The sequence below is a fragment of the Hamadaea tsunoensis DSM 44101 genome (assembly GCF_000428945.1).
Classification (GTDB): Bacteria; Actinomycetota; Actinomycetes; order Mycobacteriales; family Micromonosporaceae; genus Hamadaea; species Hamadaea tsunoensis.
The window spans coordinates 46,657-72,965 of sequence record NZ_AUAX01000017.1; the positions used below are offsets into that span (position 1 = coordinate 46,657).

Sequence of the window (26,309 nt, forward strand, 5' to 3'; positions counted from 1 at the left end):
TGGCAGGATCGGCCGCATGGTTCTGTTGACCTTGGCTACCCTGGAGGACGCGCTGCGCGCCGGCTGGGCGGCCGACACCTGCTCGCCGGACGACTTTGCCCGGGCCGGCTGGGACGCGGGCAACCCCGCATGGGGCCACTGCGACATCACGGCTCTGATCGTCCACGACGTCTTCGGCGGCGAGTTGATCGTCGGGGATGTCACGGCCGCTTCCGGTGCGCCGCAGGGGTTTCACTGGTGGAACCGTCTCGACAGCGGGATCGAGATCGACCTGACGCGCGAGCAGTTCCGATCCGCCGAGGTGATCTCGGGGGCCCGCCCTGTTCAGCGTCCGGCCGGTCCACTGAAGCGACGCAACGACGAGTACCGGCTTCTTCGGCGACGCGTGGCTGAGCGTCTCGGCCAGCCCCTTCCCGGCCGCGATGCGGATCAGCTGCCGGAGTAGGGCTGCTCGCGTCCCGGTCCGTTGATGAAGGTCAGGATCGCGTCGAGGCCCGGGGCGTACCCGTCGGTGGTGTCGCCCGAGCTCGGCGGCCCGGCCACCACGATGAGCGTGGGTGCCGTCATGCCGCCGGCGTCTTGCGGTAGAGCCAGAACACCCGGCCGAGCGACGCATGCACGGTACGCGCGTAGAACCGGATCGGCCCCGTCCAGCCGATCTCGGCCGTGCGCAGTCCGGCGGCGCGCTGATCGGCGAGGCAACGGCGGAGCAGGACCGCGCCGACACCCTGGCCGCGCAGGGACTTCTCCGTTCCCATGGGGCCGAACCAGGTACGCCGGTTCACGCCGTGGCAGGCGAATCCGACGTACTCGGTGCCGCGTACGGCGATGTGGCAGCGGGCGGGCGTCGTGGCCAGCGCGGCCGCGGCTTCGGCCTGCCAGGTTCCGCCCCAGGTACGCATCCATTCGCTGAAGCGGGGTTCGTCGTCGGGGCGCAGCCGCCGGACGGTCACGCCGGCGGCGGCCAGCCGCTGCTCGTCGGCGGCGGTGTCCAGGGGCGCCCGGTCGAGGTCGACGTCCATGTTGAAGGCTTCTCCGTCGCGCTGGTAGCCGGCGGACTCGGCGAGGCAGACCGCGGCGGTGTAGCGGGTGTCGATGCCGGGCCAGGAGTAGTGCGGATTGCTGCCCCGGATCACCAGCTGCGTCGCGCCTGCGGCGCCGAGCCGCTCCTCCAGCGCGCTGAGCAGGGCCCGGCCGAGGCCGTGTCCCTGGCGGTCGGGCGCGACCGCGACGAGGTTGACGTGGCCGCGGGCGTACGCGGCTCCGCCCGCGGGGGTGACGGTGCTCAGGGAGCCGAGCGCCACCCCGGCGACGCGCCCGTCGACGAGGGCGACGATCCGCAGCTCCGGCGGCGGCTGGGGGCCCGACCAGAGCAGGTCGACGACGTCGGCGGCGTCGGCGTCGTGCAGCAGGGCGCCGGCGGCCACGGCCCGCATCCGCGGCAGATCCCGCTCGTCCGCGGTCCGCACATCGATCTGAGGCATGGGTGGCCACCTCCGTCTCCCCGATGGGGGATCGTCAATAAATTACGCCAGGATGCTAGATGACGGTGGAAACTTACCAGTAGGGTGTCCGTGTGTCTGCTACCCACGACCGTCCGGCTACCGGCGACACGTCCGGCAGCCCGGCTCCGATGATCGATTCGATCCGTAGGATTCCGTCATGAGCGGAACCAGAGGACGAGGTCCGAGAACCGCGGAGATCCGTCCGGCGGGGTCGCCGGGGTCGCCCGCCGGGACCGGCGCGGCCTCCCAGAGCGTGCTCGTGCAGATCCGCGCGCTCATGCCGGGCCTGCCGCCGTCCGAGCGCCGGGTGGCGGAGGCGGCGATCGGCGATCCGGCGGGCGTGGCCGCGATGACGATCAGCGAGCTGGCCGGCTTCTGCGAGACCTCCGAGACCACGGTGATCCGCTTCTGCCGCGCGGTCGGCCTGCGGGGCTATCCCGAGCTGCGCATCCGGCTCGCCTCGGCGGCGGGCACCGAGGACAGCTCGGCCGGGTGGTCGGGCGCCGGCTCCGACATCGGCCCCCGCGACCAGCTCAGCGACGTCGTGATGAAGCTCGGCTTCGCCGACACCCGGGCCGTGCAGGACACCGTCGCGCAGCTGGACCTGCACGTACTCAAGCGGGCCATCGACGTCGTCGCCACCGCCGACCGGGTGGACATCTACGGGGTGGGGGCCAGCGCCCTGATCGCCCTGGACCTGCAGCAGAAGCTGCACCGCATCGGCCGCTCGGTGAACGCGTGGGCCGACCCGCACGTGGCGCTGACCTCCGCGACGCTGCTGAAGCGGGGCGACGTCGCGATCGGCGTCTCCCACACGGGGGACACGGTGGACACCATCACCAGCCTGGCGGAGGCCCGCAACAGCGGTGCGGCCACGGTGGCGATCACCAACTTCCCGCGGTCGGCGATCGTCGAGGTCGCCGACCACGTCCTGACCACGGCGGTGCGGGAGACGACATTCCGCTCGGGCGCGATGGCCAGCCGGATCGCCGCCCTGACGGTGGTCGACTGCCTGTTCGTCGGCGTCGCCCAGCGCAACTACGCCCGCACGATGAAGGCCCTGGAGCGCACCTACACCGCCGTGCACAGCCGGGGCCGCTGAGCTACGGGCGGCGGGCCGCGGCGACCGCGAGGCGTACGCGGCCGCCGTTGTCGCGCAGCGCCTCGCGGGCCTGCTGCGGACCGCATCCGGCGAGCAGGCCGACCATGGCGGTCTTGAGGTCGCCGTCGGCCGCGCCCAGCGCGTCGACGCAGGCGGCCTCGTCGTGCCCGGTCGCCTCGACGAGGATGCTGACCGCCCGGCCGCGCAGCTTGGCGTTGGTGGCGGCCACGTCGACCATGAGGTTCGAATAGGTACGCCCGAGGGCCACCATGACCGCCGTGGACAGGCTGTTGAGCACCAGCTTGTGGGCCGACGCGGCCTTGAGGCGGGTCGAACCGGCGATGGCCTCGGGCCCGGTGTCCACGCCGAGATGGACGTCGACCAGGTCGGCCAGCAGCGCGCCGGGGTTGGCGGTCAGCAGGACGGTGAACGCGCCGACCGCACGCGCCCGCCGCAGCGCACCCTCCACATAGGGCGTACGCCCGCTGGCGGTGATGCCGACGACCACGTCCTGCGGCCCGACCTCGGCGGCGTCGGCCTCGCCCAGCTCGGAGCTGTCCTCGGTGCCCTCGATCGGCCGGGTCATGGCGGCCGGGCCCCCGGCGTGGTGCGCGACCACGACACCGGGCGGCAGGCCGAAGGTGGGGATCAGTTCCGCGGCGTCCATGAGGGCGAGCCGTCCCGAGGTCCCCGCGCCGAAGTAGTGCAGGCGCCCACCGGAGTCCAGCCGGGCGGTGGTCTCGTCGACCACCCGCGCGAGCTCGGGTATCACCACGCGTACGGCGTCGGCGAGCCCGCGGTCCTCGTCGTTGAGCAGACGGAGGATCTCGGCCGCGGGCAGCCGGTCGATGTCCACGGTCCGCGGGTTGCGTTGCTCGGTAGGTGATTCCACGCGGGTGGAACGCGCGATGCTCATCTCGGGTGTCCTCTCGGTTGCCGAGCATGGTGCCAGCGGCCGAGGTAGTTTAGCAACCCATCTGACCGAAAGTACGTGGGTTTCTGACATCGCGCGAGCCGCCACTGGCGCGGATTTGCGGAGGTCGAACGCTAAAGATCCTGGTACGCGTGTCGCCGAGCACGGCGGTCTAGGGCGTCAAGTTACGAAATCGCGGCGACTTACGTTGCTTATTGACTCAGTTGGCCCATGCTCCCTATGGTCTCCTCACTGCGCCACTCGTCCGCCCACCCTCGGCCGATCGGAGATCACCGGAAGATGAACCGCCACACATGGGTCACCGCACCCGTCGCCGCACTGGCGGTGACGGCGATGCTCGCTGCGTGCTCGACAGACAACAAGGCCGCCGACGGCGGCGCTGTGTATACCACCATCTCGGGAACCAACCCGATCACCGCCGGCGCGCCGATGAACCCGTTCAACGCCTCCGGCAACTACTTCCTCGGCTACAACACGATGCAGCTGGGGTTCGACAAGCTGAACCCGGCCGACCCCAACGACTTCTTCCCCGGCCTGGCCAAGAGCTGGACGGCGACCCCGACCTCGCTCACGGTCCAGTTGCAGGACAAGGCGAAGTGGTCGGACGGGTCGGACGTCACGCCCGACGACGTCAAGACCTCGCTGGCCATCGCCCTGACTCAGGGCAGCGCGACCGTCGGCGCGGGCTTCCTCACCCAGGGCCTGGACGTGGGCGCGGTCAAGACGGTCGACGCGCACACGGTCGAGATCGACCAGGCCGTCGGCGGTAAGAACATCAACTTCACCCGCCTGGTGCTCAAGCAGACGATCGTGCCCACCAAGGTCTACGGCAGCCTGGTGCCGGCCGACATCTGGGACACGATCGCCGCCAGCCAGGGCAGCGACGCCACCGCCGCCCAGGCCGCCATCGACAAGCTCAACGCGACCGGCAAGACGATCTCGGCGTTCGCGCCGCAGACCGACGTCTCGGCCGGCCCGTTCGTGCTGACCCGGGTCAACCCCGGTTCGGCCGTACTGGACCGCAACAAGTACTTCTACGACCTCCCCAAGATCTCGCCGAAGCAGGTGGTGCTGCGCCACTACAGCGGCAACGAGCAGATCTGGGGCTACATGAAGAACGGGGAGCTGGACTCGGCGCCCTACACCTCCATCCCGACCAACGTGCTGGACGAGATCCTCAAGGCCGGCAACAAGCGGGTCGACTCCCTGCACTACGTCAACGCCGCGATCGCCTTCAACGAGTCCGTCGCGCCCTACGACAAGACCGCGGTACGCCAGGCGCTCGCGTACGTCATCGACCGCAAGGCCGTCACCAAGGTCGGCGAGCCGGTCGGCGGCACGGCCTCGACGCACCTCACCGGCATGATCGAGCAGGCCACCGCCAACTGGCTCACGCCGGACCAGGTCAACGCGCTCAACCCGTACGAGCCCGACACGGCGAAGGCGGAGACCCTGCTCAAGGGGGTCGGCTTCACCAAGAACGGCGACCAGTGGATGCTGCCCGACGGCAAGCCGTGGACGATCACCCTGCAGACCGTCAACGGGTTCAGCGACTGGATCGCCGCCTCGACGGTCATCGCCAACGAGCTGACCAGCTTCGGCATCCCCACCAAGCCGGCCCTGACCGCCGACTTCGCCACCTACAAGACCGAGATGGCCGCGGGCAAGTACGCCGTCGGCTTCTGGCTGACCGCCCTCGGGCCGCAGGCGTCCGCGGCGTACCAGCGGCTCTACGGCGCCGACAACGGCTTCTCGATGCGTGGCGCGACCGTGGCGCACGTCTCCGGCAAGGGCTCGGGCAACTGGCAGAACACGCCCGAGACCTACACGGTCGGCGGTAACACGGTCAAGGTGGGCGAGCTGACCGCCCAGCTGAGCGCGCTGGCGCCGGCCGACCAGAAGCCGATCATCCAGCAGCTCGCGATCGCCACCAACCAGGAGCTGCCGGTCATCCCGATCTGGGACTACACCAGCGTGCAGTTCACCAACGACAAGCGCTTCACCAACTTCCCCCAGCAGGGGCAGGACGCCCTGTTGAACAACCCGCCGGGGGTCTGGATGATGCAGGGCTACGTCCAGGGCAAGCAGTAACAGCCCGCGCGGCACCGGGTGTGGGGACCGCGCCGCGGTTCTCACACCCGGCCCGCCGCCGACTCGTCGAGCAGGAGCAGAGCATGAACGAACGCCAAGGAGGTGACGGGGCATGAAGGGGTTCCTCCGCCGGCTGCTGATGAAGCTGATCGCGGGACTGGTCATGGTGTGGGTGGTCGCCACATTCACCTTCGTGCTGGTCCACTCCCTGCCGGGCAACCCCGGCGACATCGAGTACGACCGGCTGATCATGCAGGGCACCCCGCCGGAGATCGCGCAGGCGAAAGCGGCGGTCGTCGCCGGGTTCACCTCGCACGAACCGCTGCTGCAGCAGTACTTCGGATACCTGGGCCAGCTGTTGCACGGCAACCTCGGCGTGTCGATCTCTTACAGCGGCGTACCGGTGGCGGACGTGATCGCCTCGGCGGCGCCGTGGACCGTCCTGCCCGTCCTGAGTGGACTCGTCGTCAGCTTCATCATCGGCGTCGCCGGCGGCGTGATCGCCGCGGTCAAGCGCTCCACGCGCTGGGGCGGGCTGCTGACCCTCTCCGGCTCGCTGATGGCCGGCATCCCGTCGTTCGTCCTCGCGCTGCTGCTGGCGTTCCTCTTCCACACCCTGTGGCAGATCCTGCCGTACGGCGACACCAGCGACGTCACGCTCACCCCGGGCTTCAACGGCCCGTACATCGGCTCGGTGATCACGCACGCGGTCCTGCCGGTCTCCACGTACGCGCTGCTGACCTACGGCGGCTGGCTGCTCACCATGAAGTCGAGCGTGGTCTCCGTGCTGGGCGACGACTTCATCCTGGCCGCCGAGCTGCGCGGGATCAGCCCGGTCACCCGGATGCGCTACATCGCCCGCAACGCGATCCTGCCGCTGTTCACCGTCCTGGCGATCTCGGTGGGCTACATGTTCGGCGGCTCGGTGCTCATCGAGGACATCTTCGACTACCCGGGCCTGGGCAACCTGCTGCTGCACAGCATCGGCCGGCGCGACTACCCGCTGATGGGCGGGGCGTTCCTGCTCATCACCGTGGCGATCATCCTGGCCAACATCCTCGCCGAACTGCTCTATTCGGTGATCGACCCCCGAGTGAGGCGAGCATGAGCACCCTGGCGGCGGCACGGGCCCGCCGGTCCCCCTGGCGGGTCACGCGCCGCGTCCTGCTGCGCAAGCCCGGCCGCGTCATCGGCCTGGCCATCATCGTCTTCTTCACGCTGATGGCGATCGCCGGGCCGATGCTCTACCCGGGCCAGCTCGCGGTCGACCCGGACAACATCTACGCCTCGCCCAGCGGCGCGCACTGGCTGGGCACCGACTTCGCGGGCTCCGACGTTCTGCAGGAGGTCATCGTCGGCGCGCGGTACGTGCTGCTGACCGCGGCGATCTCCGCCCTGGTGACCGCGGCGCTCGGCACCACGATCGGGCTGGTCGCCGGATACCACCGCGGCTTCACCGACTCGTCGCTCATGCGCGTCACCGACTTCGTCCTGACCATTCCCGGCTTCCCGCTGCTGGTCGTGCTCTCCACGATCTGGAACTTCGGCAGGCCGCTGGAGATGGGCCTCGTGCTCGGCGTCACCGGCTGGGGCGGCGTCGCCCGGGCCGTCCGCTCGCAGACGCTGTCGCTGCGCGAGCGCGGCTTCCTGGAGGCCGCCCGCGGGCTCGGCCTGTCCAACACCCACATCATCGTCCGCGAGCTGCTGCCCAACATCGCGCCCTACGTGGCGATGAACCTCCTGCTGTCGGTGATCGGGTTCATCGGGGCCGAGGTCGCGCTGTTCTTCCTCGGCGTCGTCCCGTTCACCAGCAGCAACTGGGGCGTGATGCTCAACGAGGCGGTCTTCGCCGGCGGGGCGATCAACAGCCCGCAGGCGCTGAGCTACCTGCTCGCGCCGCTGGTCTGCATCCTGCTGCTGACGCTGGGCATCGTGCTGTTCCTGGACGCGATCGACGAACTCTTCAACCCCCGGCTCCGGGAGCGCTCATGACCGAGACCATCCAGCAGACGGACCGGCCGGTCGACCAGCCCGTCGAGGTCAGCGTCAGCGACCTCACGGTCGTCTACCGCACCGACCTCGGCGAACTGCCCGCGGTCTCGCGGGCGAGCATCGACCTGGTACCCGGGCAGATCACGGGCCTGGTCGGCGAGTCGGGCTCGGGCAAGTCGACCCTCGCGCTGGCCATGCTCAACGCCGTGCCCTCACCCGGCCGGATCAGCTCCGGCTCCATCACCGTCACCGGGCTCGGCGACGTCACCAAGCTCGCGGGCCGCAAGCTGCGCCACGCCCGCGGCGGCACACTGGGCTACGTCTTCCAGGCCTCGCAGAACTCGCTCAACCCGCTCAAGACCATCGGCAAGCAGCTGCTCGACCTCGGCCGCGCGCACGACGTCCGGGATCTTCGCGCCCTGGTACGCCGAGCGGCGCAGCTGATCTCCGAGGTGGGCCTCGACCCCGACCGGGTCCTGGACTCCTACCAGCACGAGCTGTCGGGCGGGATGCGCCAGCGGATCGGGATCGTGCTCGCGCTGGTGCTCAACGCCCGCGTACTCATCCTCGACGAGCCGACCACGGCGCTGGACGTGCTCTCGCAGGCGGCGGTGCTCGACATCGTCCGGCGGGTGCACCGCGACAGCGGCCTGACCACCCTGATCGTCACCCATGACCTGGGTGTCGTCTCGGAGATCGCCGACCGGCTCGTGGTGATGTACGGCGGACCGAACCCCGAGGAGGGTCCCGCGACGGCCGTGCTGCACGAGCCTTCGCACCCTTACACGCGCGCGCTCATCGGCGCGATGGCCCGCATCGTCGGCGACATCTCGGCCGCCCGGGTCCTGCCGGGTCGCCCGCCGGACCTGACGACGGTGCCGCGTCAGGGCTGCGTCTTTCGGGACCGGTGCCCGCTGGCGATGCCGGTCTGCGCCGAGGAGGAGCCCGAGCTCGTCCAGTGGACGCCCGGCCGGCGCCGCGCCTGCCATGTGGAACCGACGGGAGTGCTCTCGTGATCGAGGCCAGGAACATCACGCGTACCTACCGCAGCCACGGCGCCATCACCGGCGCGCGGGTCGTGCCCGCTCTGCGGGGGGTCAGCTTCAGCCTGCCCAAGGGCGGTGCGGTCTCGTTCATCGGCGAATCGGGCTGCGGCAAGACGACCCTGGGCAAGATCCTGACCGGCATCGAGACGTTCGACGGCGGCGAACTCGTCGTCGACGGGGTCGAACTGTCGGGACTGTCGGCGCGGCGGCGGGCGCCGTACTTCCGGCGGATCCAGATGATCCATCAGGACCCGTACTCCGCGCTCAACCCGACCCGCACCATCGAGCAGACGCTGGAGGACCCGCTGCGGATGCGCGCCCGCGAGACCGGCGGCGACCGCAAAGCCGTTGAGGCCAGAGCGGCCGAGCTGCTGGAACTCGTCGGCCTGTCGCCGGAGGGGGTCCTCGGCAAGTACCCGCACCAGCTCTCCGGCGGCCAGCGCCAGCGGGTGGTCATCGCCCGGGCGCTCACCGTCGACCCCGAGGTGCTCATCGCCGACGAGGCCGTGTCGATGATCGACGTGTCGATGCGGCTGGGCATCCTGAGCCTGCTGCGCGATCTGCGTACGCGGCTGGGCATCTCGCTCGTGTTCATCACCCACGACGTCGCGACCGCCCGGTACATCGGCGAGGACGGCGAGCTGCACGTGATCTACCGCGGCTCGGTGATCGAGTCGGGGCCGACGGACACGATCATCCAGACGCCGGTGCATCCCTACACCCAGTGTCTGCTGTCGGCCATCCCGATCATGCGCGGGCTGGAACTGCCCGGCCCGCAGCGGCTGGTGCCGATCGGCTCGCTGGACGAGCGTACCGAGGACACCGGCTGCCTCTTCGCGCCGCGGTGTCCTTTCGCGACGGACGAATGCGAGGTCGCGCAGCCCGCGCTGACGCCGTGGGATCCCACGCACCAGCACGCCTGCCTGCACGCCGAACCCCGGCAGGTCGCCGCGATGGAGATCGCCCTGAGTCAGTGACCGTAGCGACGCGTACGCACGGCGGCGTACGTGTTCTCCAGAGCCTGCATGGAACGGGCGTGGGAACGCTGCGCCACCGCGACGAACAGGCAGTCCACGACGGCGAGCTGCGCGATGCGGCTCGCCGTCGCGCCGGAGCGGAACGTCGTCTCGCGGGCGGCGGTGGTGAGGACCAGGTCGGCGTGCTCGGTCAGCGGTGACGTGCCGAAATTGGTGATCGCCACCGTCGTGGCGCCGCGCTCGTGCGCCGTCCGCAGCGCGTCGGCCGTGTCGATGGTGGTGCCGCTGTGGGAGATCGCGATCGCGACGTCGCGGCGCCCGAGCAGGGCCGCCGAGGTGAGCGCCGCGTGCGGATCGGGCCAGACGAAGGCGATCCGCCCGATGCGGTGCAGCTTCTGGTGCAGATCCTGGCCCACGAACGCGCTCGCGCCGATGCCGTAGATGTCGATGCGGCCGGCGGCGGCCAGCGCGTCGGTGGCCCGCCGCAACGACTCCAGGTCCAGCGTGGCCGCCGTGTCCTCGACCGCGCGGGCGTCGCTGTACGCGATCTTGCGCACGATGTCGTCGAGGGAGTCGGTCGCGCTGATGTCGCCGGACAGCTGCGTACCCAGGCCGTGCCGGGCCTCCTCACGGCCGGCCGACCGCGCGAGCGCCAACCGCAGCTCCGGGAACCGGGAAAGGCCCACCGACCGGCACAACCGCATCACCGTCGTCTCCGACGTCTGGCACTGCCGGGCGAGCACGCTGATCGACATCTCGGCCGTCCCCGCGGAGTCGGCGAGCAGCGCGTCGGCCACCCGCCGCTCGGCCGGGCGCAACGTCGGCAGCGCCGCTCTCAGGCGTACGCGAATGTCCATCTCAGCCACCCGCGGCCAGGTGGGCGACGGCCTGGCGGAGATCGGCGACGGTGGACCAGTCGCGGCTGGGGTGCACCCGGTTGGTCAGCAGCACCACCACGAGGCCGCGGCCGGGGTCGACGACGAGTGACGTGCCCGTGAACCCGGTGTGCCCGTACGCGCCCGACCGTGCCAGCATGCCCATGCTCTGCGGATCGGCGATGCGGACGCCCAGCCCGTGCCGGTAACCGGGATCGAGCTCGGGCCGCAGCTGATCCCGGGTCATCTCGGCGACGGTGCCTTTCCGCAGGATCGGCGACCCGCCGGAGCGCAGCATCTCGCCGAACCGCGCCAGATCCGTGGCGGTGCCGAAGATGCCGGCGTTGCCCGCCGTGCCACCCAGCGACCACGAGCTCTCGTCGTGGACGCTGCCGTGCACCAGGCCCCGGTCCGGCTGGAGTTCCGTGGCCGCGGTCCGGGCGACCAGCGGCGCGGCCGGGCGGAACCCGGTGTCGGCGAGGCCGAGCGGCCGGCAGATCCGCTCGGCGACCAGCTCCGGCAGCGTCTGCCCGGTGACCTGCTCGGCCAGGAACCCCGCGAGCATGAACCCGACGCAGGAGTACTCGAACGCTGTGCCGGGCGCGTGCCGCAACGGCGCGTTCAGGACCGCTGCGACGCGGGCGTCGCGGTCCGGCCAATCAGTGGCCAGCGGGAGCACGGCCGGCAGCCCGGAGGTGTGGCTGAGCAGGTGGCGCAGGGTCACCTGACGACGCTGTCCATCCTGAAAGGACGCCAGCCATCCCGCGACCGGCTCGTCCAGCCCGAGGACGCCCTGCTCGACCAGCGTCAGCATCACCACGGCGGTGAACATCTTCGTGATGGAGGCGAAGTCGAAGACGGTGGACTCGTCGGCGTCGACGGCCAGGTGCGCCGGGGCGGGCGTACCGGCGGTGTCGGCGAAGCGGCCGAGCTGCCCGACCGCCGCCGCGTGCGTACGCGTCCCGTAGCGCTGGATCACGGCCACGGCGGCGCTGTAGCGCGGCGGCTGCGCGTACGCCCCGTCGGCCAGCAGCTGAGCGAGTGCGGGCATGGCGGCGACGTTAGCAGCCGTGGCAATATCTGTCACGATCTTGCGAATGGGCGTCAAGATCTGACCTCACCCTTCGGAGGGCGATCGGCATGCGCGTGCTGGGCATGATCTCGGGGACCTCGCACGACGGCATCGACGTGGCGGTCGTGGACTTCCGCCTCGAAGACGGCGTCCTGCGCGGCGTCATCGAGCACACCGGCAGCACCCCGTACGCACCGGCGCTGCGCGAGCGGCTCGTGCGCATGCTGCCGCCGGCGCGGTTCGACATGGCCGACGTGTGCGCGCTGGACACTCTCATCGGGCAGGCCTTCGCCGAAGCGGCGGCGGCCGCGGTCGGCGATGCCGGCGGGGCGGATCTCGTCTGCTCCCACGGGCAGACCGTCTTCCACTGGGTCGACGGCGGGCAGGTGCTGGGCACCCTCCAACTGGGACAGCCGGCCTGGATCGCCGAGCGTACGGGACTGCCGGTCGTCGCCGATGTGCGTACGCGTGACGTGGCGGCCGGCGGCCAGGGCGCCCCGCTCGTGGCCATGATGGACGCGCTGCTGCTCGCCGGTCGGCCCGGCCGGCCCGCCGCGCTGAACCTGGGCGGCATAGCCAACCTGACCGTGCCGCTGCCGGCCGGCGCGCTCGCGTTCGACACCGGCCCCGCGAACGCGCTCATCGACGCGGCGGCGGTCCGGGCGACCGGCGGCCGGCTGGCCTACGACGAGGGCGGGCGGCTGGCCGCCGCCGGCCGCGTGGACGAGACGCTGCTGGCCCGCCTGCTGGCCGAGCCGTACTTCGACCTGGCGCCGCCCAAGACCACCGGCAAGGAACTGTTCAACGCGGCGTACCTCGACCAGGCCCTCGCGGCCGGGCCGGAACCCGCCCATGAGGACGTCGTCGCCACCGTCACCGCGCTGACCGCCCGGACCGTGGCGGCCCAGGTCCACCGGCACGGCGTCGACGAGGTGATCGCCGCGGGCGGCGGCTGCGCCAACCCCGCGCTCATGGCCCTCCTGCGGCAGGAACTCCGCGGTGTACGCCTGAGCACCAGCGACGCGCTCGGCGTACCGGCCGACGCCAAGGAGGCGATCGCGTTCGCGATGCTCGGCTGGCAGACCGCGCACGGGCTGCCGACGAACGTGCCGAGCGCCACCGGGGCGGCCGGCGGCCGGATCCTCGGCGCGATCGTGCCCGGCACGGGACCGTTACGGCTGCCCGAACCGCTGCCCGAACCGCTGCGTACGCCACCGACGGCGCTGCGACTCGAACAGCCGGTGAGGCGCCCTGCCGAAACCGGGGAATCGGAAGGCGGCTCACCGGCTGCGTACCCGAGGGTGTGAGCCCGTGCCGGGCAGGTCGGCGGATCAGTCTTCGAGAGCCTGGTAGACCGTGGTCCAGAAGTCGTGCATGGCCCTGATCCCGTCCGGCACGGACGCCCCGACCTGGGTGAGCAGGATCCCGGTGATGCCCGTGGCCGGGTCGGCGTAGGTCGAGGTGCCGCTGCCGCCGTCCCAGCCGAACTGGCCGACGGACGCGTAGTCGCCGCGGTAGGTGCGCACGGCCATGCCGAAGCCCCAGCCGCCGTGCTGGCCCTGGCCGAACGAGATGTGGACGTTGTCGCGCGCCAGCTTCTCCCGCGCGGCCAGCTGCTCGGGCGTGAGCTGGTTGGAGGTCATCAGCTCGACGGCCGGCCGGGACAGGATGCGCTCCGAGCCGTGCTTGCCGTGGTTGAGCAGCATCCGGAAGTACGCGTGGTAGTCGTCCGCCGTGGACACCAGGCCACCGCCGCCGCCCTGGAACGCCGGGGGCTGGCTGTGACGGCCGCCCTCGGCCGGGTCCCACACGTGGAACTCGCCGGTCTGCGGGTCGGGCGCGTACAGCGGGGGCAGCCGGTCGATCTTGTCAGCGGGCACGTCGAATCCGGTGTCCTTCATCCCCAGCGGGTCGAAGATCCGCTCACGGAGGAAGGCCTCGAACGTCTGGCCGCTCACCCGCGCGACGAGTACGCCGAGCAGGTCGTTGCTGAGCTGGTACTGCCACTCCTCACCGGGCTGGCGCATCAGCGGCAGCGTGCCCAGCCGGCGCATCCACTCGTCCGGCTCGGGCATCGGCGTCGGCAGGTTCGGGGTGAGCCCCTGCTCGAAGATCGCGTTCATGATCGGGGCACCCAGCGCGGTCATGTCCATGCCGAGACCGAACGTGGAGGTCAGCACGTCGCGTACGGTGATCGGCCGCCGGGCCGGCACGGTGTCGTCGAGCGGGCCGTCGATACGGCGCAGCACCTGGCGGTCGGCCAGTTCCGGCAGCCACTCCTGGACCAGGTCGTCCAGGCGCAGCCGGCACTCGTCCAGCAGCACCATGGCCGCGGCGACCGAGACCGGCTTGGACGTCGACGCCATCCGGAAGATCGTGTCCCGGCTCATCGCCGGTCCGCCGTCGTGGCGCATCGTGCCGATCGTCTCGACGTGCGTCGTCTCACCCCGGCTGACCAGCGCGACGAGGCCGGGAATCCGTCCCGATTCCACGTGCCGGTTCAGTACGTCGTGCAGCCGCCGAAGCCCCGCCGCTGTGAAATCCTGTCCCATGGTGCACCTCTCCGTACCGCTGATGTTCTCGGTCCTCCACCTTTCGGCAGCGGACTCCGATGATCAACGACGGAATCGGGAAGGGTGCGATTAGTGATGCTAATGAAAACTGCGGCTTATGCGCAGTCGGGACGGCCCGCCGTTCAGCACTCCACCCGGGTGAGGACGACATGGTTGTCGCGTACCTCGCCGACCATGGCGAACGCGGACCGGTCGACATCGCGGCAGAAGCCGAGATCCCGGGACAGGTCCACACGTTCGGACACGGGCATTCGATCATAGGCACGGGCGTGCTCCGCGGCGCCGTCCATGATGCCCTCGATCAGATCCGCCCGTCCCGGCGACGCCCCGTCCAGCAGCGCGTCGAGATACCGCGCACAGGCCCAGTCCTCGGCGGTCCGTCCCGTGCAGATGAGCGTACGCGGAACGTCCGCATGGTTGCGCCCGATCCATCGGGCGGTGGCGCCGACGTTGCGCGCCGACACCGCGAGCAGCGCCCGCGGGTCCGGACACCGGGCGAGTCCCCGCGTGCCGTTCGAGGTCGCCTGGATCAACCGCCGACCGTCCAGGCGTACGGTCGACAGCTCGGCCGGCGAGTTCCCGAAGTCGAAGTCCGCGGGTTGGAGCCCGTTGGTCTCGCCCACCAGAAGGCGATCCGGGTGCAGCCGCCGCAGATCCCGGCCGGCCTCGACCGACGGCGCGCAGGCGATCTCCGCCACCCCGCGCTCGAAGGCGACCGCCGCCGTCGTGAAGGCACGTATGACATCGATGACGACGACGACTTCGCCGGCGGGGACGTCGGCTTCCATTCCTACGATCGACACGACACCAGATCGTCGGCCGCAGAGGTTCGCTCCGCAAGGAGATTCCCGCGCTGTCAAGGTGGGTTGGGCTGCGCTGAAACACCATGAGTGGACGGTGCCGGCCTCGGCCGACTGACCGGGCCGGCGACTCACACCGTCAGCAGTTGCGGATCGACCAGACCGGATCCCAGCCGGGGGCGTACTGGCGTCGGACGAGGTTCGGGTAGTCGGGGGAGAACGTCAGCAGCGTGTTGCCGAACTGGCCGTAGAAGTACGACGTCGCGTTGCCGGTCTGGTCGTCCTCGTAGTACGCCTGGTGTACCAGTTCGAGAGGTAGTACCGGGCGCAGGCGACCAGGTCGAAGTCTTCCCACGACGAGGTGGTGGGGTCCCACACCAGGACGCAGAGGGTTCCGGCCGAGCACCAGCAGGGATCGCCCGGCTGCGCGTGGTAACTCCACCACGGCGTCGGTGAGATACCCGGAGCGACGGCTGCCAACCGGAGCGTGTCCGCCCCGATCGGTGCCGGCGGGAAGACGGAGGGAGTTCGGCCGGGCGGCTTCGGCCTCACCGCGGCTGACCCGGCGGCGGTGGCTGCGGCCCGGTCCGCTTGCGTGGGAGCGGCGCCGGCCGCGGCCGGTTCCGCCAGCGCGAGCGCACCGGGGGACCAGGCTGGTCAGAACCGCGGCCGGAGTCAAGAATCCGTGCGTCAGCCGCCTTGTTCGGGTGCCGGTTCCAGCCGGGTGGCCCCCGGCGACGGCTCCTCCTCGGCGGCTGCCACGGCCTGTCCACCGGGATGCCGTAGCGCCACCAGGAGTGTCAGGAACAGCGCCAAAGCCATACCCCACAACACATACTTGGTCGCCGTCGCGTAATCCTGCATGACCGCCGTGTTGAGCTGGTCACGGATCGCGGCCGGCGCGTCGCTCACACTTCCACCGCTCCCGTTGACGGCGGTGTTCGCCGCCGACTGGGCCTGGCCGGCCGGGACTCCCAACCCCTCAAGCGAGGATGTCAGCCGGTCGATGAAGACGTCGGACAGCAGCGTACCGAGGATGGCGACGCCCAGCGCCGAGCCGTAGTTGCGGATCGTCTGCGTGATGCCGGTGACCTCGCCGTACGAGGCCCCGATGGCGCGGTTGACGGCGTCGGTGGAGGCCGGGCCGACGATCAGTCCCAGCCCGGCACCGGACAGGACGATGTAGGGCCACTGCGCGCCGAGGCTCAGGTCGGTGACGCTGTTGGCCCACAGGCCGAAGGCGATCGTCGCGACGGCGGAGCCGAGGATGACGGGCCGCCGGGCGCCGCCGCGGTCGAGCATGCGGCCGCCGATCTGGGCGGCCGGTGCGAATCCGGCGAAGATGAGCAGCAGGTACAGGCCGGCGTTGTTGGCGTTGAAGCCGAGCGACACCTGGGCGTAGACGCTGGCGAAGAAGAACACGGGGACGAACGCCATCATCGAGAAGAAGAGCACCAGGTTGTCGACGTTGAAGGCGCGGCTGGCGAAGACCTTCATCTGGATGAGCGGGTTGCGCTGGCGTACCTCGAAGAGCACGAACAGCACGATGAACGCGACGCCGGCGACGATGCACAGGATGGTCTTCCACGAGCCCCAGCCCCATACCTGGGCCTGCTCGAAGCCGAGGACCGACAGTGCCATGCCCACGGTGATGATCGCGGCGCCGGTCCAGTCGATGCGCGCGTTCCTTCTCTTGTCGGGAATGTGGGCGAACCAGGCGAGGACGAGGGCGGCGACGGCGACCGGGATGTTGATCCAGAAGATCGCGCGCCAGGTCCACTGCGTCAGGTAGCCGCCCGCGATCGGGCCGATGGCGGTCAGGCCGCCGCTGATGGCGAAGAAGATGGCCAGGGCGCGGCCGCGCTCGTTCACGGGGAAGGCGGAGACGACGATCGCCAGCGCCGCCGGGACCATGAGGGCGGCCGAGACGCCTTGCACCACGCGGAAGGCGATGATCCACGGCTCGGCGGCCGAACCGGTCGGGGTGAGGCCGCACAGTGCCGACGCGGCGGCGAATCCGATCACTCCGACGATCATCATGCGCCGCGGCCCGACGACGTCGGCGATCCGGCCACCGAGGGCGAAAGTCGCCGCAAGCGCGAGAAGGTACGCGTTCACGATCCAGCGCGTACCTTCGCGGGACAGACCGAGCTCGTCCTGGATCGTGGGCGCCGCGATCGACACGATGGTCTGGTCGATGAACGTCATCGCCACCGCGAAGAGCGTTGCCGCGAGCGTCAGGTACTTGGAGTCGCGCTCAGGAGGCACTCGCTCCACGCTACGCGGACCGGCGGCCCCGGGAGCACGAATGCGCAGCTCGAACGCCATGTGGAGGCACGGGATCGGTCAACGGCATCCACGTACGCCCAAAGGCGTGCCGGGTCTCGGCCGGCCGCGACGACTCACCGTCGGACCGCTGCCGGGGCGTTGTCGGGAGGCCGGCGAGGGCGGGTGTCCGGTGGTGCGGCGGCACGCCTCCACATCAGGACGAACAGGAGAACCGTCGCGATGCCGATGGTGTTGAGGATCGTGATCGACACCGTGACCAGCGGGTCGGCGGCGAAGGGGAAAATCATCATCAAGAGCATGGGAGCGATGTTGCGTACCGCCGTGGTCGCTTCGGCCGCGTGCCTGATTCGCACGTCCTTGACCCGAAGGCCGGTGACGAGAAGGTAGCCGCATCCGAGGCCGATGAACGGGCCGGCGACGGCCGCGAGGTAGCTCTCGGTGCCCCAGGTCTGGACCAGGAGACTCCAGTACGCCACCAGCGTGAAGTTGAGATTGAACAGCAGGCACAGGATGCCGACCCGGACGACCCACCGGGCCAACGGCGGCGCCAGATCGGGCCACCAGAGTCGGAAACAGCAGCCGAGAATCAGCGGCAGGAGCAGGAAGAGCAGCAGCGGCCAGGCGTAATCCCAGGTGGAAGCCTTGAGCTGCGCGTCGACCGCGTCGACGGCGAGGGGCAACCCCAGCGGGAGGACGATGATGGTCCCGACCGTCAAGACCACCAGCAGCGTGGTGGAGATGCCGACATCCGCCCTGGCCAACCGGGCGAGAAGCGGGGCGAAAGGCATGCCGGCGGACAGGGCGGCGATGCAGAACCCGACCTTGATCTCGCCGGGGATGGACGAGGCTATCGTCCGCAGATAGCCGACGAACAGGAGCGGTATGACGACGAAATTGACGACCAGCGCGCACACGGCGATCTTCCAATGGGCGAACGCCACCGCCAGCAGCTTGCCGACCGAGAGCCGCAGGCCCAGGCCGAACGCGTTCAATATGACGAAGAGCACCCCGAACCCGTTGATCAGGACGCTCTGACTGGGCTGAGTCATATCGTTCCCTTTTCCGGAGCGGGCGATCGCGCCGCGAGCGACTCGATCGCCCGTCAAGCGTGACGGCAACGGGCCGAACGCCACCGTGGATCCCCAACGGTCCGTCGTGCCTTCGGCCAGATCGATCCGCGCCTTGGCGCACAGTCAAACCCTGCACCTTCGGCTGCTCGCGTCGCATGCGAATCGGCAGATGTGCCCGCGGGCGCCTCGCGTCCGCGGCCCGGCAGGTCGCGGTGCGAATGTCGATGAGCGCTTCGAGGAGCGCGTCGATGAGCGCGTCGATGAGCGCGATGTCCGAAGCTATCCGTTTGCTCCGTCGTTCGTCCGCTCACGTGATGTTCAGCGGTGATCCGGGCAGTTCATGGCGACCCGTACGCCGGTATCCGCACGTCGTCAGCGCAGGTGCGGTTCGCCCCGAAGATGCTCGGGGACCGTGATGCCCGCGGCCAACTCGGGATCGGCGACCAGTGCCCCCCAGACGGGTGCGACGGGCCGGACCCCCGCCCACACCGGCAGCTCCCCGTCGGGACCGTCGGCGTCGGTCGGCGGCCCGGTCCGGATCTTCACCGACGACTCCACCGTCGACAGCGCCAGCAGCGCGGTCGCGACGAGTTCCTTGCGGCTGGGCTGGCGTACGTAGTCCCACTGGCCCGGGGTGATGTGCTCGGTGAGGACGCGAAGCCCGGCCAGTTTCTCGGCCTCGTCGGTCACCGGCCGGGGTACGCCGTAGATCATCGCGCTGCGGTAGTTGACGCCGTGCTCGAAGACGGAACGGGCCAGCACGAGGCCGTCGACGTGCGTCACGGTCAGGCAGATGGTGGTCTCCGGCGCCTGGACGAGGCTCCGGCTGGCCACCGAGCCGTGGAAGTAGACGGTGTCCCCGCCGGGATCCAGCCCGTACACCGTAGGAACGACCATCGGTACGCCGTCGACGACGACCCCGAGGTGGGCGACGAAACCCTGGCGCAGAATGGCGAGGAGGTCCGCCCGGTCGTGGCTGCCCTGCTCGCGCAGCCGCCGGTGCCGGGTGCGCTCCGTCTCGACGATGTCCATGAGCGCGTACGGTATCGGGTCCGGGCGATGGACCGCCAGGAACACACGGGCACCCGCTGATAGAGAAGCACTTGCCTAGATCGATATAGATGGGAGAGACTGTCAGCGTCCTTGATCACGGGAGGAAGGACAGGCATGTCCGCGCGTGAGCCGTACGACCTCGCCGGAGTCGGGCTGGGCCCCTTCAACCTCTCGCTGGCCGCGCTCGGCGACCGCGTACCGGGGCTGCGGACGGTGTTCTTCGAACGGCTGCCGGAGTTCCGCTGGCATCCAGGACTGCTGCTCGGCGGCACCACCCTGCAGGTGCCGTTCCTCGCCGACCTGGTGAGCCTCGTCGACCCGACGAACCCGTGGTCGTTCCTCAACTACCTGCGCGCGGTCGGGCGGCTGTTCCCGTTCTACTTCGCCGAACAGTGGCACCCCTACCGGGCGGAGTTCGACGCGTACTGCCGGTGGGTCGCCTCGCAGCTGGCGGCCTGCCGCTTCGACAGCACGGTGACCGGCGTCGAGCACGACGGCGACCACTTCGTCCTCACCGTCGAGCGCGGCGGCGCGGTCGAGACGGTCGCCGCCCGCAACGTGGTCCTCGGCATCGGCACCGCCCCCGTCGTGCCCCCGGAGCTCGCCCACCTGCTCGCCGACGACCGGGTCCTCGCCGTGCACTCGGCCGGCTACCTGCCCCGCCGGGACGAGCTCGCCGCCGCCGGGCGGGTCAGCGTCATCGGCTCCGGCCAGTCCGGCGCGGAGGTCTTCCTCGACCTGCTGCGCGCCCGGCCCGCCGGCCGGGAAGGGCTGCACTGGCTGGCCCGCACCGAGGCGTTCACGCCGATGGAGTACTCGCGGCTGGGCCTGGAGCAGTTCGCCCCGGAATACTCCCGCTACTTCCAGCAGCTGCCCGAGGCGGTCCGCGACCAGCTGCTGCCCCGGCAGTGGCGGCTCTACAAGGGCATCAGCGTCGAAACGATCGCCGCGGTCTACGACGAGCTCTACGAGCGCGGCATCGACCGCGGCTGGCCGGACGTGCTCCTGCGGCCCGGCACCGCGGTGACCGGCGCCGACATCGGGACCGACGGCGTACTGCTCCAGTTGCGCGACGTCCTCACCGGCGAAGCCGACTCCCTCGCCACCGACGCGGTCGTCCTCGCCACCGGCTACACCGAACGGCCCGCCGACGCGCTGCTGCGCGGGTTCGCCGACCGGATCGCCCGCGACGGCAGCGGCCGGGCCCGGATCGACGAACAGTTCCGCCTCGTCCTCGACGACGACCTCGGCGGGAACCTCGGCGGGGACCTCGGCGGGGGAGTCTACGTGCAGAACGCCGAGCGGCACACCCACGGCGCGAGCGCCCCCGACCTCGGGCTCGGCGCCTGGCGGTCGGCCACGATCCTCAACAGCGTCACCGGCAAGAGCGTCTTCGACCTGCCGGAACGATCCGCGTTCACCACCTTCGGCAGGGGAGGCAGGCCTCATGTTGATCCGGCGCATGGACGACGCGCAGCTGTCTGACGCGTACGGCATCCTGTTCCAGCAGCTCTACCCGCACGGCGGCGAGGAGCTGGCCCCGTGGGGCTTCGGCCGGGCGGTCGTCGAACCGGGCGGCAGCACCGACCCGCACGAGCACCCCGAACACGAATGCTTCATCTTCCTGTCCGGCACCGGCACCATGACGATCGGCGACGAGTCCAGCCCCGTCGACGCCCAGACGTCGGTGCTGATCCCCGGCGGGCTGCGCCACCACGTCGCCAACACCTCCGCCGGCGAGCGGCTGGTCTTCCTGTCCGTCTACTGGCCGGCCGAGCACGGCCCGACCGACCTCTGAACGGACGCGCATGCAGACGCTGACCGCCGTCACCGCCGCCCCGCCGACCCCCAACGGAGACCTGCACCTGGGCCACGTCAGCGGCCCCTACCTGGGCGCCGACGTCTACGCCCGGGCCGTGCGGCTGCGCGGCGGAGACGCGTACTACGTGACCGGCTCCGACCTGCACCAGAGCTACGTGCCCACGAAGGCCCGCCGCGACGGCGTCGACCCGCTGGTGATGGCCGACCGGTACGCCGACGAGATCGCCAGGATCTTCACCAGCGCCGCGTTCGCCACCGCCGCCGTCGTACGCCCGCAGCACACCCCCGAACACACCCGGATCGTGTCGGGCTTCTTCGCCCGCCTGCACGAACGCGGCGCCCTGCGTACCGTCACCGAACCCCTGCCGCACTGCGCGACCTGCGACCGGTACCTGTTCGAAGCCCACCTCACCGGCCGGTGCCCGCACTGCGGCGCCGTCTGCGACGGCAACTCCTGCGAGAACTGCGCCCTGCCCAACGCCGTCACCGACCTCGTCGACGCCGTGTGCAACGCCTGCGGCTCCGCCCCGACCCTCCAGGTCGGCACCCGTCTCGTCTTCCCCCTCAGCGAGTACGCCGACCGGCTGCGCGCGTACCACGCGGGCACCGTCATGAGCCCGCAGCTGGAAGCGTTGTGCGCGGACATGCTGGCCGCCGGGCTGCCCGACATCCCGGTGACCCACCCGACCGACTGGGGCCTGCCGATGCCCGGCCACCCCGGCCAGCGGATCTACGTCTGGGCCGAGATGGTCCCCGGGTACGCCGCCGAACTCGCCCGGGCACTGTCCACCACGGACTGGCGGGAGGCCTGGGACCGGGCCACCGTGGTCCAGTTCTTCGGCTTCGACAACGGCTACTTCCACGCCGTGCTGTTCCCGGCCCTGATGATGGCCTACGACCCGGGCCTGAGGCTGCCGTCGGCACTGCTCACCAACGAGTTCTACCTTCTCGGCGACTCGAAGTTCTCGACCAGCCGCCGGCACGCCATCTGGGCCACGGACCTGCTCACCCAGGTACCCGGCAGCATCGTGCGCTTCGTGCTCGGCCACGACCGGCCCGAGGCCGCGCGTACCTCCTTCGGCTGGGACAGGTTCCACGCCCTCGTCGACGGCGAACTCGTCGAACGCTGGCAGGGCTGGCTGACCGCCCTGTTCGAACGCGTCGACGCCGCCGGCGGCAAGGTCCCCTCCTTCGCCGCGGCCACCCGCTCCCAGCACGCCTTCCTCCAGCAACTCGACGCCGCCGCCCAGGACGTCTTCTCCGCGTACGCCGCCGAAGGGTTCTCCACCCGGCGCGCCGCCCGGGGACTGGTACGCCTCGTCGCCGACACCGTCGACTTCGCCGCCGCCCAGAGCCGGCGCACCACCCAGCTCGGACTCATCCCGGAGGCGACCGGGTCCGCCGGCCTCGACGTCGCCGCCGCGGCCGTCGCAGCCGAACTCGCCGCCGCGCGTACGCTGGCTCAACTCGCGTACCCGCTGATGCCGGACTTCGGACAGCTGCTGTGGACGTCGCTCGGCGAGCCCGGCGAGCCGGTCTGGATCGGCACGGCGCCGCCGCCGGCCGGACAGCGGGTCGACACGAAGGCGGTCTTCTTCACCCGGCTGCCCGCGGACCTGGAGCAGACGGTGATGAGCTCCTGACCGGTGACCGGGCCCTCGTCATCGGCGCAGGAGTCTTCGGGCTGAGCCTCGCCACCGAGCTCGCGGGCCGCGGCTGGGCGGTCCGCGTCCTGGAACGCGACCGCCCCGGCACTCCGTCACCGTCCCATGCCGACAGCCGCATCCTGCGCTGTGCCCACGGCACCGACACGTGGTACGCCGCCTCCGCCGACCAGGCCCGCGCCCACTGGCGACAGCTGGACGAAGGCATCTTCCAGCCGATCGGCGTCGTGTCGTTCGGCACCGGGACCTGGCTCGCCGACACCGCCGCGACCCTACGAGAACTCGGCATCGCCGTAGAGTTGTTGGACGGCAACGCTTTGCGGGCGCGATACCCGGCGCTCGCCGGGCTGGACGGCCCCGCGCTCGTCGAACCCGACGGGGGAGTGCTGCTCGCGGCCCGGGCGATGACCGCCCTGCGCGCCCGTGCCGCCACCCTCGGCGTGCGATTCCTGCACGGCAACGCCGTCCCCGCCGGAGAAGCCGTCTCGTGGCAGAGCCGCACCCTGTCGGCCGACCTCGTCGTCTGGGCGGTCGGAGCCGCGCTGCCGCAACTGTTCCCCGGCCTCACCGACGTCACCCCGGCCACCCACGACGCGTTCCGGATCGTCGCCACCGCAACGGGACGGCCGGCCTGGCTCGACCATGTACGCGGCTTCTACAGCCTGCCCGGTGCCGACGGCCGCTCGGTCAAGGTGGTACCCGACCTCCCCGCCGCCGACCAGACCACCGGGCAGGTCGAGGAATACGTACGCAGGCATCTCCCGGCGCTCGCCGGCCGCCCCATCAGTCGAGAACCGTGCGGGTACGCCGACCGCCCCAGCGGCGACTTCCTCCTCGACCGGCACCCCGGCCACCCGCACGTGTGGTTCCTCGGCGGCGACAGCGGACACGGCTTCAAACACGGCCCCAGCCTCGCCCGGTACGCCGCCGACGCCATCACCGGCGCCACGACGTCGCCGCCGCGATTCGCCCGACGGATCGGCATCGAATAGTTCCTGGTCGAAAATATGATTGCCGCCGGGAAGCAATGGCCCTATTGTCATTGCCAGACGTTCCACTGAAACCACCGAAGGGCGAACCGACATGTTGTGGCAGACCATTCTCGATCCGCGCGGCGCGTGCCGTGGCGGACGACAGGTCCTGCCCCAGTCGGCGGATCTGCCCGCCCAATACCCGGGCGTCACGGCGTACCGGCCCAGGTGGCAAAGCTGAGCGAAAGCGCAGCTGAGGCCGCCTCCCGGGACCCGGGCCAGGCGGCCTTTCCGTATTCAGGCACCAGTAACTCCCTATGGGCGTAGCTCAGAGGCCAGAGCGCCGGTCTCCAAAACCGGACGTCGCAGGTTCGACTCCTGCCGCCCATGCGTACAACGCTGCCCCCAGGTCGGCGAGTGCATTGATAATTCCACAGTGGATGGCATCATTGAATGGCATCATCGCATGGCTCCGACGGTCGTCGAGTACACCGCCTCGGGCCATCGGGAACGACCGGCACGGCGACCGGACCTGGTTTGGGACCAGGACGCGCGGGGTTCGACTCCCCGGTTCCCGACAGACAAGCCTTCAACGGTCCGGGGTACGGCGCTGGCGTCCGTGACCGCGCTTTGAACGCGGAACCCGTGGGTTCGATTCCCGCACCCGGAGCCGCGTCGCGGTAGCCCAACCGGCAGAGGCGCGGAGCTCAAACCTCCGTCGTTGCGGGTTCGAGTCCCGCCCGCGACACGCATCCGACCAAATGAACATGGGCGACGCACAGGTGTGCAGCGCTGCCTTGCAAGCAGCGCGGGCGCGGTTCGATACCGCGGTTGTCCACCAAGCCCGGGTAGCCCAACTGGTAGAGGCGCCTCGCTTAGAACGAGGAGGGTGGGGGTTCGAATCCCTCGCCGGGTACGCAGCAAGATGCTTCGTCGGTCCAGTCTGGAGTGGACACCGCCTTGTCACGGCGGAGAGCACGGGTTCGAATCCCGTACGAGGCGCGCAGAAAGTTTCCACATCATGCCCTCGTAGCTCAGCGGATCAGAGTGTCTGGCTACGAACCAGAAGGCCGCAGGTTCGAATCCTGCCGAGGGCACGCATCGGGCGCCGGTTCCCCCAGTCGGTGGGGCAGCTGACCCAAGGTCAGGTGGTGGTGGGTTCGACTCCCGCCCGGCGCGCTCGCGGGATGGCGCAGTCAGGAAGCGCGTCTGGCTCATAACCAGAAGGACCGGAGTTCGAATCTCCGTCCCGCTCCCAACGTGCCCCCGTCCCAGCGACGGGAGCACCGATCACCCATGCGGTAGCGCCGGCGCCGGAGAGCCGGGCCTGCCTGTAAAGCAGGTGCCCCCGTGCTGAGCGGGTTCGAATCCCTCATACCGCACCATGCCCGCGTCGCCCAGCGGATCAGGGCGTCTCCCTCCGAAGGAGAAGGTCGCCGGTTCGAATCCGGCCGCGGGCACGACACGATCCCATGTCCGAGTGGTCAGGAACTGGTCTGCAAAACCAGGCACGCCGGTTCGAGTCCGGCTGGGGTCTCCACGATGCCATCCACTGTGTACGCGGAGAGCGGCCGTCCTCGACGACGCTCCTCGAATAGCCAGAGACCTTCGCCAGCGGAACCGTCTCTCCTCGGCGGACATCTGTAGAACGGACAGTCGCCCCGTTCTCGACAACTGGGTGGCCGTAGGCCGATACCGCTCGCCGGTTCGGGGTGGCCGCCAAGGCGGCGAGCATGTGCCACAAGCGCTGCCTACGCAGGGGACTCCCAGGTCGGTCAAAATCATGTCGGCTCGCCGAGCACAGCGGTGATATCATGAGATATCACCGCTGTGAACTTGGGGGCGACCATGACCGACCTGCTCATTCGTGACGTCCCTGACGAGGTCGTCGCTGCCATCGACAGCAACGCCGGACGACTCGGCTTGTCACGCAGTGAATACCTACGGCGGACGCTCACTCAGGCCGCCCACAAGCCTGGCACCGTCTCGATCGAGGATCTGACCCGATTTGAGACCAGCTTCGCCGATCTGGCTGACGAGGAAGTCATGCGGCAGGCGTGGCAATGACTTGGTTGATCGACAAGTCGGCGCTCGTTCGCCTATCGACCAGCCCCGACGCTGCCGAATGGGTAGACCGCATCGGCCGAGGCCTGATTCACATCACGACTCTTACGCTCCTGGAGGTCGGGTTCTCTGCCCGCTCCGCTCTTGAGCTGCGGACCGCCTCCAGCAGGCCTCCGCTGTCGCTGATGCCCATCGAATATCTGACCCCGGCCATGGAACAGCGGGCAGTAGACGTACAGCTACAACTCGCCGATCACGGTCAGCACCGCGCCCCAGGCATTCCGGATCTGCTCATCGCTGCTGCAGCGGAACGCGCCGGCCATGTCTTGCTTCATCTGGACAAAGACTTCGAACTCATCGCGGATCTGACGGGCCAGGCAACCGAGCGGCTACGAGTCGCCTGACTTCGA

General features: G+C 70.2%; 25 protein-coding genes and 11 tRNA genes. 25 read left to right on the forward strand and 11 right to left on the reverse strand.

What is annotated here, in order from left to right; genetic code table 11:
- Positions 1 to 16: 16 nt before the first annotated feature.
- Positions 17 to 445 (forward strand): YunG family protein, encoded by a 429-nt coding sequence (locus G401_RS47805; protein ID WP_034592803.1) that lies wholly within the window; start codon positions 17 to 19, stop codon positions 443 to 445.
- Here G401_RS47805 and G401_RS56095 read toward each other — a convergent pair.
- Positions 430 to 567: a hypothetical protein gene (locus G401_RS56095; RefSeq protein WP_157546209.1), complete on the reverse strand. Its 138-nt coding sequence runs from the start codon at positions 565 to 567 to the stop codon at positions 430 to 432. The two genes, G401_RS47805 and G401_RS56095, sit on opposite strands and share 16 nt — an antisense overlap.
- A complete protein-coding gene (locus tag G401_RS0123395) occupies positions 564 to 1,484 on the reverse strand; it encodes a GNAT family N-acetyltransferase (protein WP_051367035.1) in 921 nt (306 codons plus the stop codon). The genes G401_RS56095 and G401_RS0123395 overlap by 4 nt, the downstream gene beginning before the upstream one ends.
- Positions 1,485 to 1,662: 178 nt before the next feature.
- Between G401_RS0123395 and G401_RS0123400 the strand changes: the two genes are divergently transcribed.
- Positions 1,663 to 2,607: a MurR/RpiR family transcriptional regulator gene (locus G401_RS0123400; protein WP_084557515.1), complete on the forward strand. Its 945-nt coding sequence runs from the start codon at positions 1,663 to 1,665 to the stop codon at positions 2,605 to 2,607.
- A gap of 1 nt (position 2,608) precedes the next feature.
- Here the strand turns inward: G401_RS0123400 and G401_RS0123405 are convergent, their stop codons facing one another.
- On the reverse strand, positions 2,609 to 3,523 hold the full coding sequence (locus G401_RS0123405) for an N-acetylmuramic acid 6-phosphate etherase (RefSeq protein ID WP_034592807.1): 915 nt from the start codon (positions 3,521 to 3,523) through the stop codon (positions 2,609 to 2,611).
- A 297-nt stretch (positions 3,524 to 3,820) separates the two neighbouring features.
- On the opposite strand from G401_RS0123405, the gene G401_RS0123410 reads away from it, so the two are divergent.
- From G401_RS0123410 to G401_RS47815, 5 genes are all read left to right on the forward strand, one after another.
- Positions 3,821 to 5,632 carry an ABC transporter substrate-binding protein gene (locus tag G401_RS0123410; RefSeq protein ID WP_027344416.1) on the forward strand — a complete coding sequence of 604 codons (1,812 nt, stop codon included), beginning with the start codon at positions 3,821 to 3,823 and terminating at the stop codon, positions 5,630 to 5,632.
- Positions 5,633 to 5,744: 112 nt separating this feature from the next.
- Positions 5,745 to 6,740: an ABC transporter permease gene (locus G401_RS0123415; protein WP_027344417.1), complete on the forward strand. Its 996-nt coding sequence runs from the start codon at positions 5,745 to 5,747 to the stop codon at positions 6,738 to 6,740.
- A complete protein-coding gene (locus G401_RS0123420) occupies positions 6,737 to 7,624 on the forward strand; it encodes an ABC transporter permease (RefSeq protein ID WP_027344418.1) in 888 nt (295 codons plus the stop codon). Before G401_RS0123415 ends, G401_RS0123420 begins: the two co-directional genes overlap by 4 nt.
- Positions 7,621 to 8,640, forward strand: coding sequence for an ABC transporter ATP-binding protein (locus G401_RS47810; RefSeq protein WP_051367036.1), 1,020 nt, complete (start codon positions 7,621 to 7,623; stop codon positions 8,638 to 8,640). The genes G401_RS0123420 and G401_RS47810 overlap by 4 nt, the downstream gene beginning before the upstream one ends.
- Positions 8,637 to 9,647 (forward strand): ABC transporter ATP-binding protein, encoded by a 1,011-nt coding sequence (locus tag G401_RS47815; RefSeq protein WP_034592809.1) that lies wholly within the window; start codon positions 8,637 to 8,639, stop codon positions 9,645 to 9,647. The genes G401_RS47810 and G401_RS47815 overlap by 4 nt, the downstream gene beginning before the upstream one ends.
- On the opposite strand, the gene G401_RS0123435 is transcribed toward G401_RS47815, so the two are convergent.
- Positions 9,641 to 10,504 (reverse strand): MurR/RpiR family transcriptional regulator, encoded by an 864-nt coding sequence (locus tag G401_RS0123435; RefSeq protein ID WP_084557519.1) that lies wholly within the window; start codon positions 10,502 to 10,504, stop codon positions 9,641 to 9,643. The genes G401_RS47815 and G401_RS0123435 overlap by 7 nt on opposite strands.
- Position 10,505: 1 nt before the next feature.
- Positions 10,506 to 11,573: a serine hydrolase domain-containing protein gene (locus G401_RS47820; protein WP_051367037.1), complete on the reverse strand. Its 1,068-nt coding sequence runs from the start codon at positions 11,571 to 11,573 to the stop codon at positions 10,506 to 10,508.
- Positions 11,574 to 11,662: 89 nt separating this feature from the next.
- Between G401_RS47820 and G401_RS47825 the strand changes: the two genes are divergently transcribed.
- A complete protein-coding gene (locus G401_RS47825) occupies positions 11,663 to 12,901 on the forward strand; it encodes an anhydro-N-acetylmuramic acid kinase (protein WP_051367038.1) in 1,239 nt (412 codons plus the stop codon).
- Between the two features lie 24 nt (positions 12,902 to 12,925).
- Here the strand turns inward: G401_RS47825 and G401_RS0123450 are convergent, their stop codons facing one another.
- From G401_RS0123450 to G401_RS0123475, 6 genes are all read right to left on the reverse strand, one after another.
- On the reverse strand, positions 12,926 to 14,146 hold the full coding sequence (locus G401_RS0123450) for a serine hydrolase domain-containing protein (RefSeq protein ID WP_027344420.1): 1,221 nt from the start codon (positions 14,144 to 14,146) through the stop codon (positions 12,926 to 12,928).
- A gap of 143 nt (positions 14,147 to 14,289) precedes the next feature.
- Positions 14,290 to 14,970, reverse strand: coding sequence for a 2-phosphosulfolactate phosphatase (locus G401_RS53215; RefSeq protein ID WP_157546212.1), 681 nt, complete (start codon positions 14,968 to 14,970; stop codon positions 14,290 to 14,292).
- A 136-nt stretch (positions 14,971 to 15,106) separates the two neighbouring features.
- Positions 15,107 to 15,322, reverse strand: coding sequence for a hypothetical protein (locus G401_RS0123460; RefSeq protein ID WP_157546215.1), 216 nt, complete (start codon positions 15,320 to 15,322; stop codon positions 15,107 to 15,109).
- A 335-nt stretch (positions 15,323 to 15,657) separates the two neighbouring features.
- Positions 15,658 to 17,235, reverse strand: a complete 1,578-nt coding sequence (locus G401_RS0123465; protein WP_211240822.1) for an MFS transporter — start codon at positions 17,233 to 17,235, stop codon at positions 15,658 to 15,660.
- Positions 17,236 to 17,369: 134 nt separating this feature from the next.
- Positions 17,370 to 18,389, reverse strand: coding sequence for a bile acid:sodium symporter (locus G401_RS0123470; RefSeq protein WP_157546219.1), 1,020 nt, complete (start codon positions 18,387 to 18,389; stop codon positions 17,370 to 17,372).
- A gap of 309 nt (positions 18,390 to 18,698) precedes the next feature.
- The gene (locus tag G401_RS0123475) at positions 18,699 to 19,358 is read right to left on the reverse strand and encodes a pyridoxamine 5'-phosphate oxidase family protein (RefSeq protein WP_034592869.1); all 660 of its coding nucleotides are present in this window, start codon (positions 19,356 to 19,358) and stop codon (positions 18,699 to 18,701) included.
- Between the two features lie 135 nt (positions 19,359 to 19,493).
- Between G401_RS0123475 and G401_RS0123480 the strand changes: the two genes are divergently transcribed.
- From G401_RS0123480 to G401_RS0123560, 17 genes are all read left to right on the forward strand, one after another.
- Positions 19,494 to 20,864 carry a lysine N(6)-hydroxylase/L-ornithine N(5)-oxygenase family protein gene (locus G401_RS0123480; protein WP_027344425.1) on the forward strand — a complete coding sequence of 457 codons (1,371 nt, stop codon included), beginning with the start codon at positions 19,494 to 19,496 and terminating at the stop codon, positions 20,862 to 20,864.
- A complete protein-coding gene (locus tag G401_RS47840; RefSeq protein WP_084557558.1) occupies positions 20,827 to 21,177 on the forward strand; it encodes a cupin domain-containing protein in 351 nt (116 codons plus the stop codon). Before G401_RS0123480 ends, G401_RS47840 begins: the two co-directional genes overlap by 38 nt.
- Positions 21,178 to 21,187: 10 nt before the next feature.
- Positions 21,188 to 22,843: a methionine--tRNA ligase gene (locus tag G401_RS47845; protein ID WP_051367041.1), complete on the forward strand. Its 1,656-nt coding sequence runs from the start codon at positions 21,188 to 21,190 to the stop codon at positions 22,841 to 22,843.
- Positions 22,844 to 22,863: 20 nt separating this feature from the next.
- Positions 22,864 to 23,856: an NAD(P)/FAD-dependent oxidoreductase gene (locus tag G401_RS57850; RefSeq protein WP_281174209.1), complete on the forward strand. Its 993-nt coding sequence runs from the start codon at positions 22,864 to 22,866 to the stop codon at positions 23,854 to 23,856.
- Positions 23,857 to 24,152: 296 nt separating this feature from the next.
- Positions 24,153 to 24,225, forward strand: a tRNA-Trp gene (locus G401_RS0123505).
- Positions 24,226 to 24,340: 115 nt separating this feature from the next.
- Positions 24,341 to 24,413: transfer RNA gene (locus G401_RS56100), tRNA-Pro, on the forward strand.
- An 18-nt stretch (positions 24,414 to 24,431) separates the two neighbouring features.
- Positions 24,432 to 24,505 (forward strand) — tRNA-Gln (locus tag G401_RS56105).
- Between the two features lie 4 nt (positions 24,506 to 24,509).
- Positions 24,510 to 24,583 (forward strand) — tRNA-Leu (locus G401_RS0123510).
- A 94-nt stretch (positions 24,584 to 24,677) separates the two neighbouring features.
- Positions 24,678 to 24,751 (forward strand) — tRNA-Leu (locus G401_RS0123515).
- An 11-nt stretch (positions 24,752 to 24,762) separates the two neighbouring features.
- Positions 24,763 to 24,837, forward strand: a tRNA-Asp gene (locus G401_RS0123520).
- A 21-nt stretch (positions 24,838 to 24,858) separates the two neighbouring features.
- Positions 24,859 to 24,932, forward strand: a tRNA-Arg gene (locus G401_RS0123525).
- An 84-nt stretch (positions 24,933 to 25,016) separates the two neighbouring features.
- A tRNA-Met gene (locus G401_RS0123535) sits at positions 25,017 to 25,093 on the forward strand.
- A gap of 40 nt (positions 25,094 to 25,133) precedes the next feature.
- Positions 25,134 to 25,220 (forward strand) — tRNA-Tyr (locus tag G401_RS0123540).
- Between the two features lies 1 nt (position 25,221).
- A tRNA-Arg gene (locus G401_RS0123545) sits at positions 25,222 to 25,295 on the forward strand.
- A gap of 6 nt (positions 25,296 to 25,301) precedes the next feature.
- Positions 25,302 to 25,375 (forward strand) — tRNA-Cys (locus G401_RS0123550).
- A 308-nt stretch (positions 25,376 to 25,683) separates the two neighbouring features.
- Positions 25,684 to 25,902, forward strand: a complete 219-nt coding sequence (gene vapB, locus G401_RS0123555; RefSeq protein ID WP_027344427.1) for a type II toxin-antitoxin system VapB family antitoxin — start codon at positions 25,684 to 25,686, stop codon at positions 25,900 to 25,902.
- On the forward strand, positions 25,899 to 26,303 hold the full coding sequence (locus G401_RS0123560) for a PIN domain nuclease (RefSeq protein WP_027344428.1): 405 nt from the start codon (positions 25,899 to 25,901) through the stop codon (positions 26,301 to 26,303). The genes vapB and G401_RS0123560 overlap by 4 nt, the downstream gene beginning before the upstream one ends.
- The last annotated feature ends 6 nt before the right edge of the window (positions 26,304 to 26,309 follow it).

What these genes read in the sequence shown, in the direction of transcription:
- G401_RS47805 (WP_034592803.1), top strand. Translation starts at nt 17, where the DNA reads ATGGTTCTGTTGACCTTGGCTACCCTGGAGGACGCGCTGCGCGCCGGC.
- G401_RS56095 (WP_157546209.1), bottom strand. Translation starts at nt 567, where the DNA reads ATGACGGCACCCACGCTCATCGTGGTGGCCGGGCCGCCGAGCTCGGGC.
- G401_RS0123395 (WP_051367035.1), bottom strand. Translation starts at nt 1,484, where the DNA reads ATGCCTCAGATCGATGTGCGGACCGCGGACGAGCGGGATCTGCCGCGG.
- G401_RS0123400 (WP_084557515.1), top strand. Translation starts at nt 1,663, where the DNA reads ATGAGCGGAACCAGAGGACGAGGTCCGAGAACCGCGGAGATCCGTCCG.
- G401_RS0123405 (WP_034592807.1), bottom strand. Translation starts at nt 3,523, where the DNA reads ATGAGCATCGCGCGTTCCACCCGCGTGGAATCACCTACCGAGCAACGC.
- G401_RS0123410 (WP_027344416.1), top strand. Translation starts at nt 3,821, where the DNA reads ATGAACCGCCACACATGGGTCACCGCACCCGTCGCCGCACTGGCGGTG.
- G401_RS0123415 (WP_027344417.1), top strand. Translation starts at nt 5,745, where the DNA reads ATGAAGGGGTTCCTCCGCCGGCTGCTGATGAAGCTGATCGCGGGACTG.
- G401_RS0123420 (WP_027344418.1), top strand. Translation starts at nt 6,737, where the DNA reads ATGAGCACCCTGGCGGCGGCACGGGCCCGCCGGTCCCCCTGGCGGGTC.
- G401_RS47810 (WP_051367036.1), top strand. Translation starts at nt 7,621, where the DNA reads ATGACCGAGACCATCCAGCAGACGGACCGGCCGGTCGACCAGCCCGTC.
- G401_RS0123435 (WP_084557519.1), bottom strand. Translation starts at nt 10,504, where the DNA reads ATGGACATTCGCGTACGCCTGAGAGCGGCGCTGCCGACGTTGCGCCCG.
- G401_RS47820 (WP_051367037.1), bottom strand. Translation starts at nt 11,573, where the DNA reads ATGCCCGCACTCGCTCAGCTGCTGGCCGACGGGGCGTACGCGCAGCCG.
- G401_RS47825 (WP_051367038.1), top strand. Translation starts at nt 11,663, where the DNA reads ATGCGCGTGCTGGGCATGATCTCGGGGACCTCGCACGACGGCATCGAC.
- G401_RS0123450 (WP_027344420.1), bottom strand. Translation starts at nt 14,146, where the DNA reads ATGGGACAGGATTTCACAGCGGCGGGGCTTCGGCGGCTGCACGACGTA.
- G401_RS0123475 (WP_034592869.1), bottom strand. Translation starts at nt 19,358, where the DNA reads ATGGACATCGTCGAGACGGAGCGCACCCGGCACCGGCGGCTGCGCGAG.
- G401_RS0123480 (WP_027344425.1), top strand. Translation starts at nt 19,494, where the DNA reads ATGTCCGCGCGTGAGCCGTACGACCTCGCCGGAGTCGGGCTGGGCCCC.
- G401_RS47840 (WP_084557558.1), top strand. Translation starts at nt 20,827, where the DNA reads ATGTTGATCCGGCGCATGGACGACGCGCAGCTGTCTGACGCGTACGGC.
- G401_RS47845 (WP_051367041.1), top strand. Translation starts at nt 21,188, where the DNA reads ATGCAGACGCTGACCGCCGTCACCGCCGCCCCGCCGACCCCCAACGGA.
- vapB (WP_027344427.1), top strand. Translation starts at nt 25,684, where the DNA reads ATGACCGACCTGCTCATTCGTGACGTCCCTGACGAGGTCGTCGCTGCC.
- G401_RS0123560 (WP_027344428.1), top strand. Translation starts at nt 25,899, where the DNA reads ATGACTTGGTTGATCGACAAGTCGGCGCTCGTTCGCCTATCGACCAGC.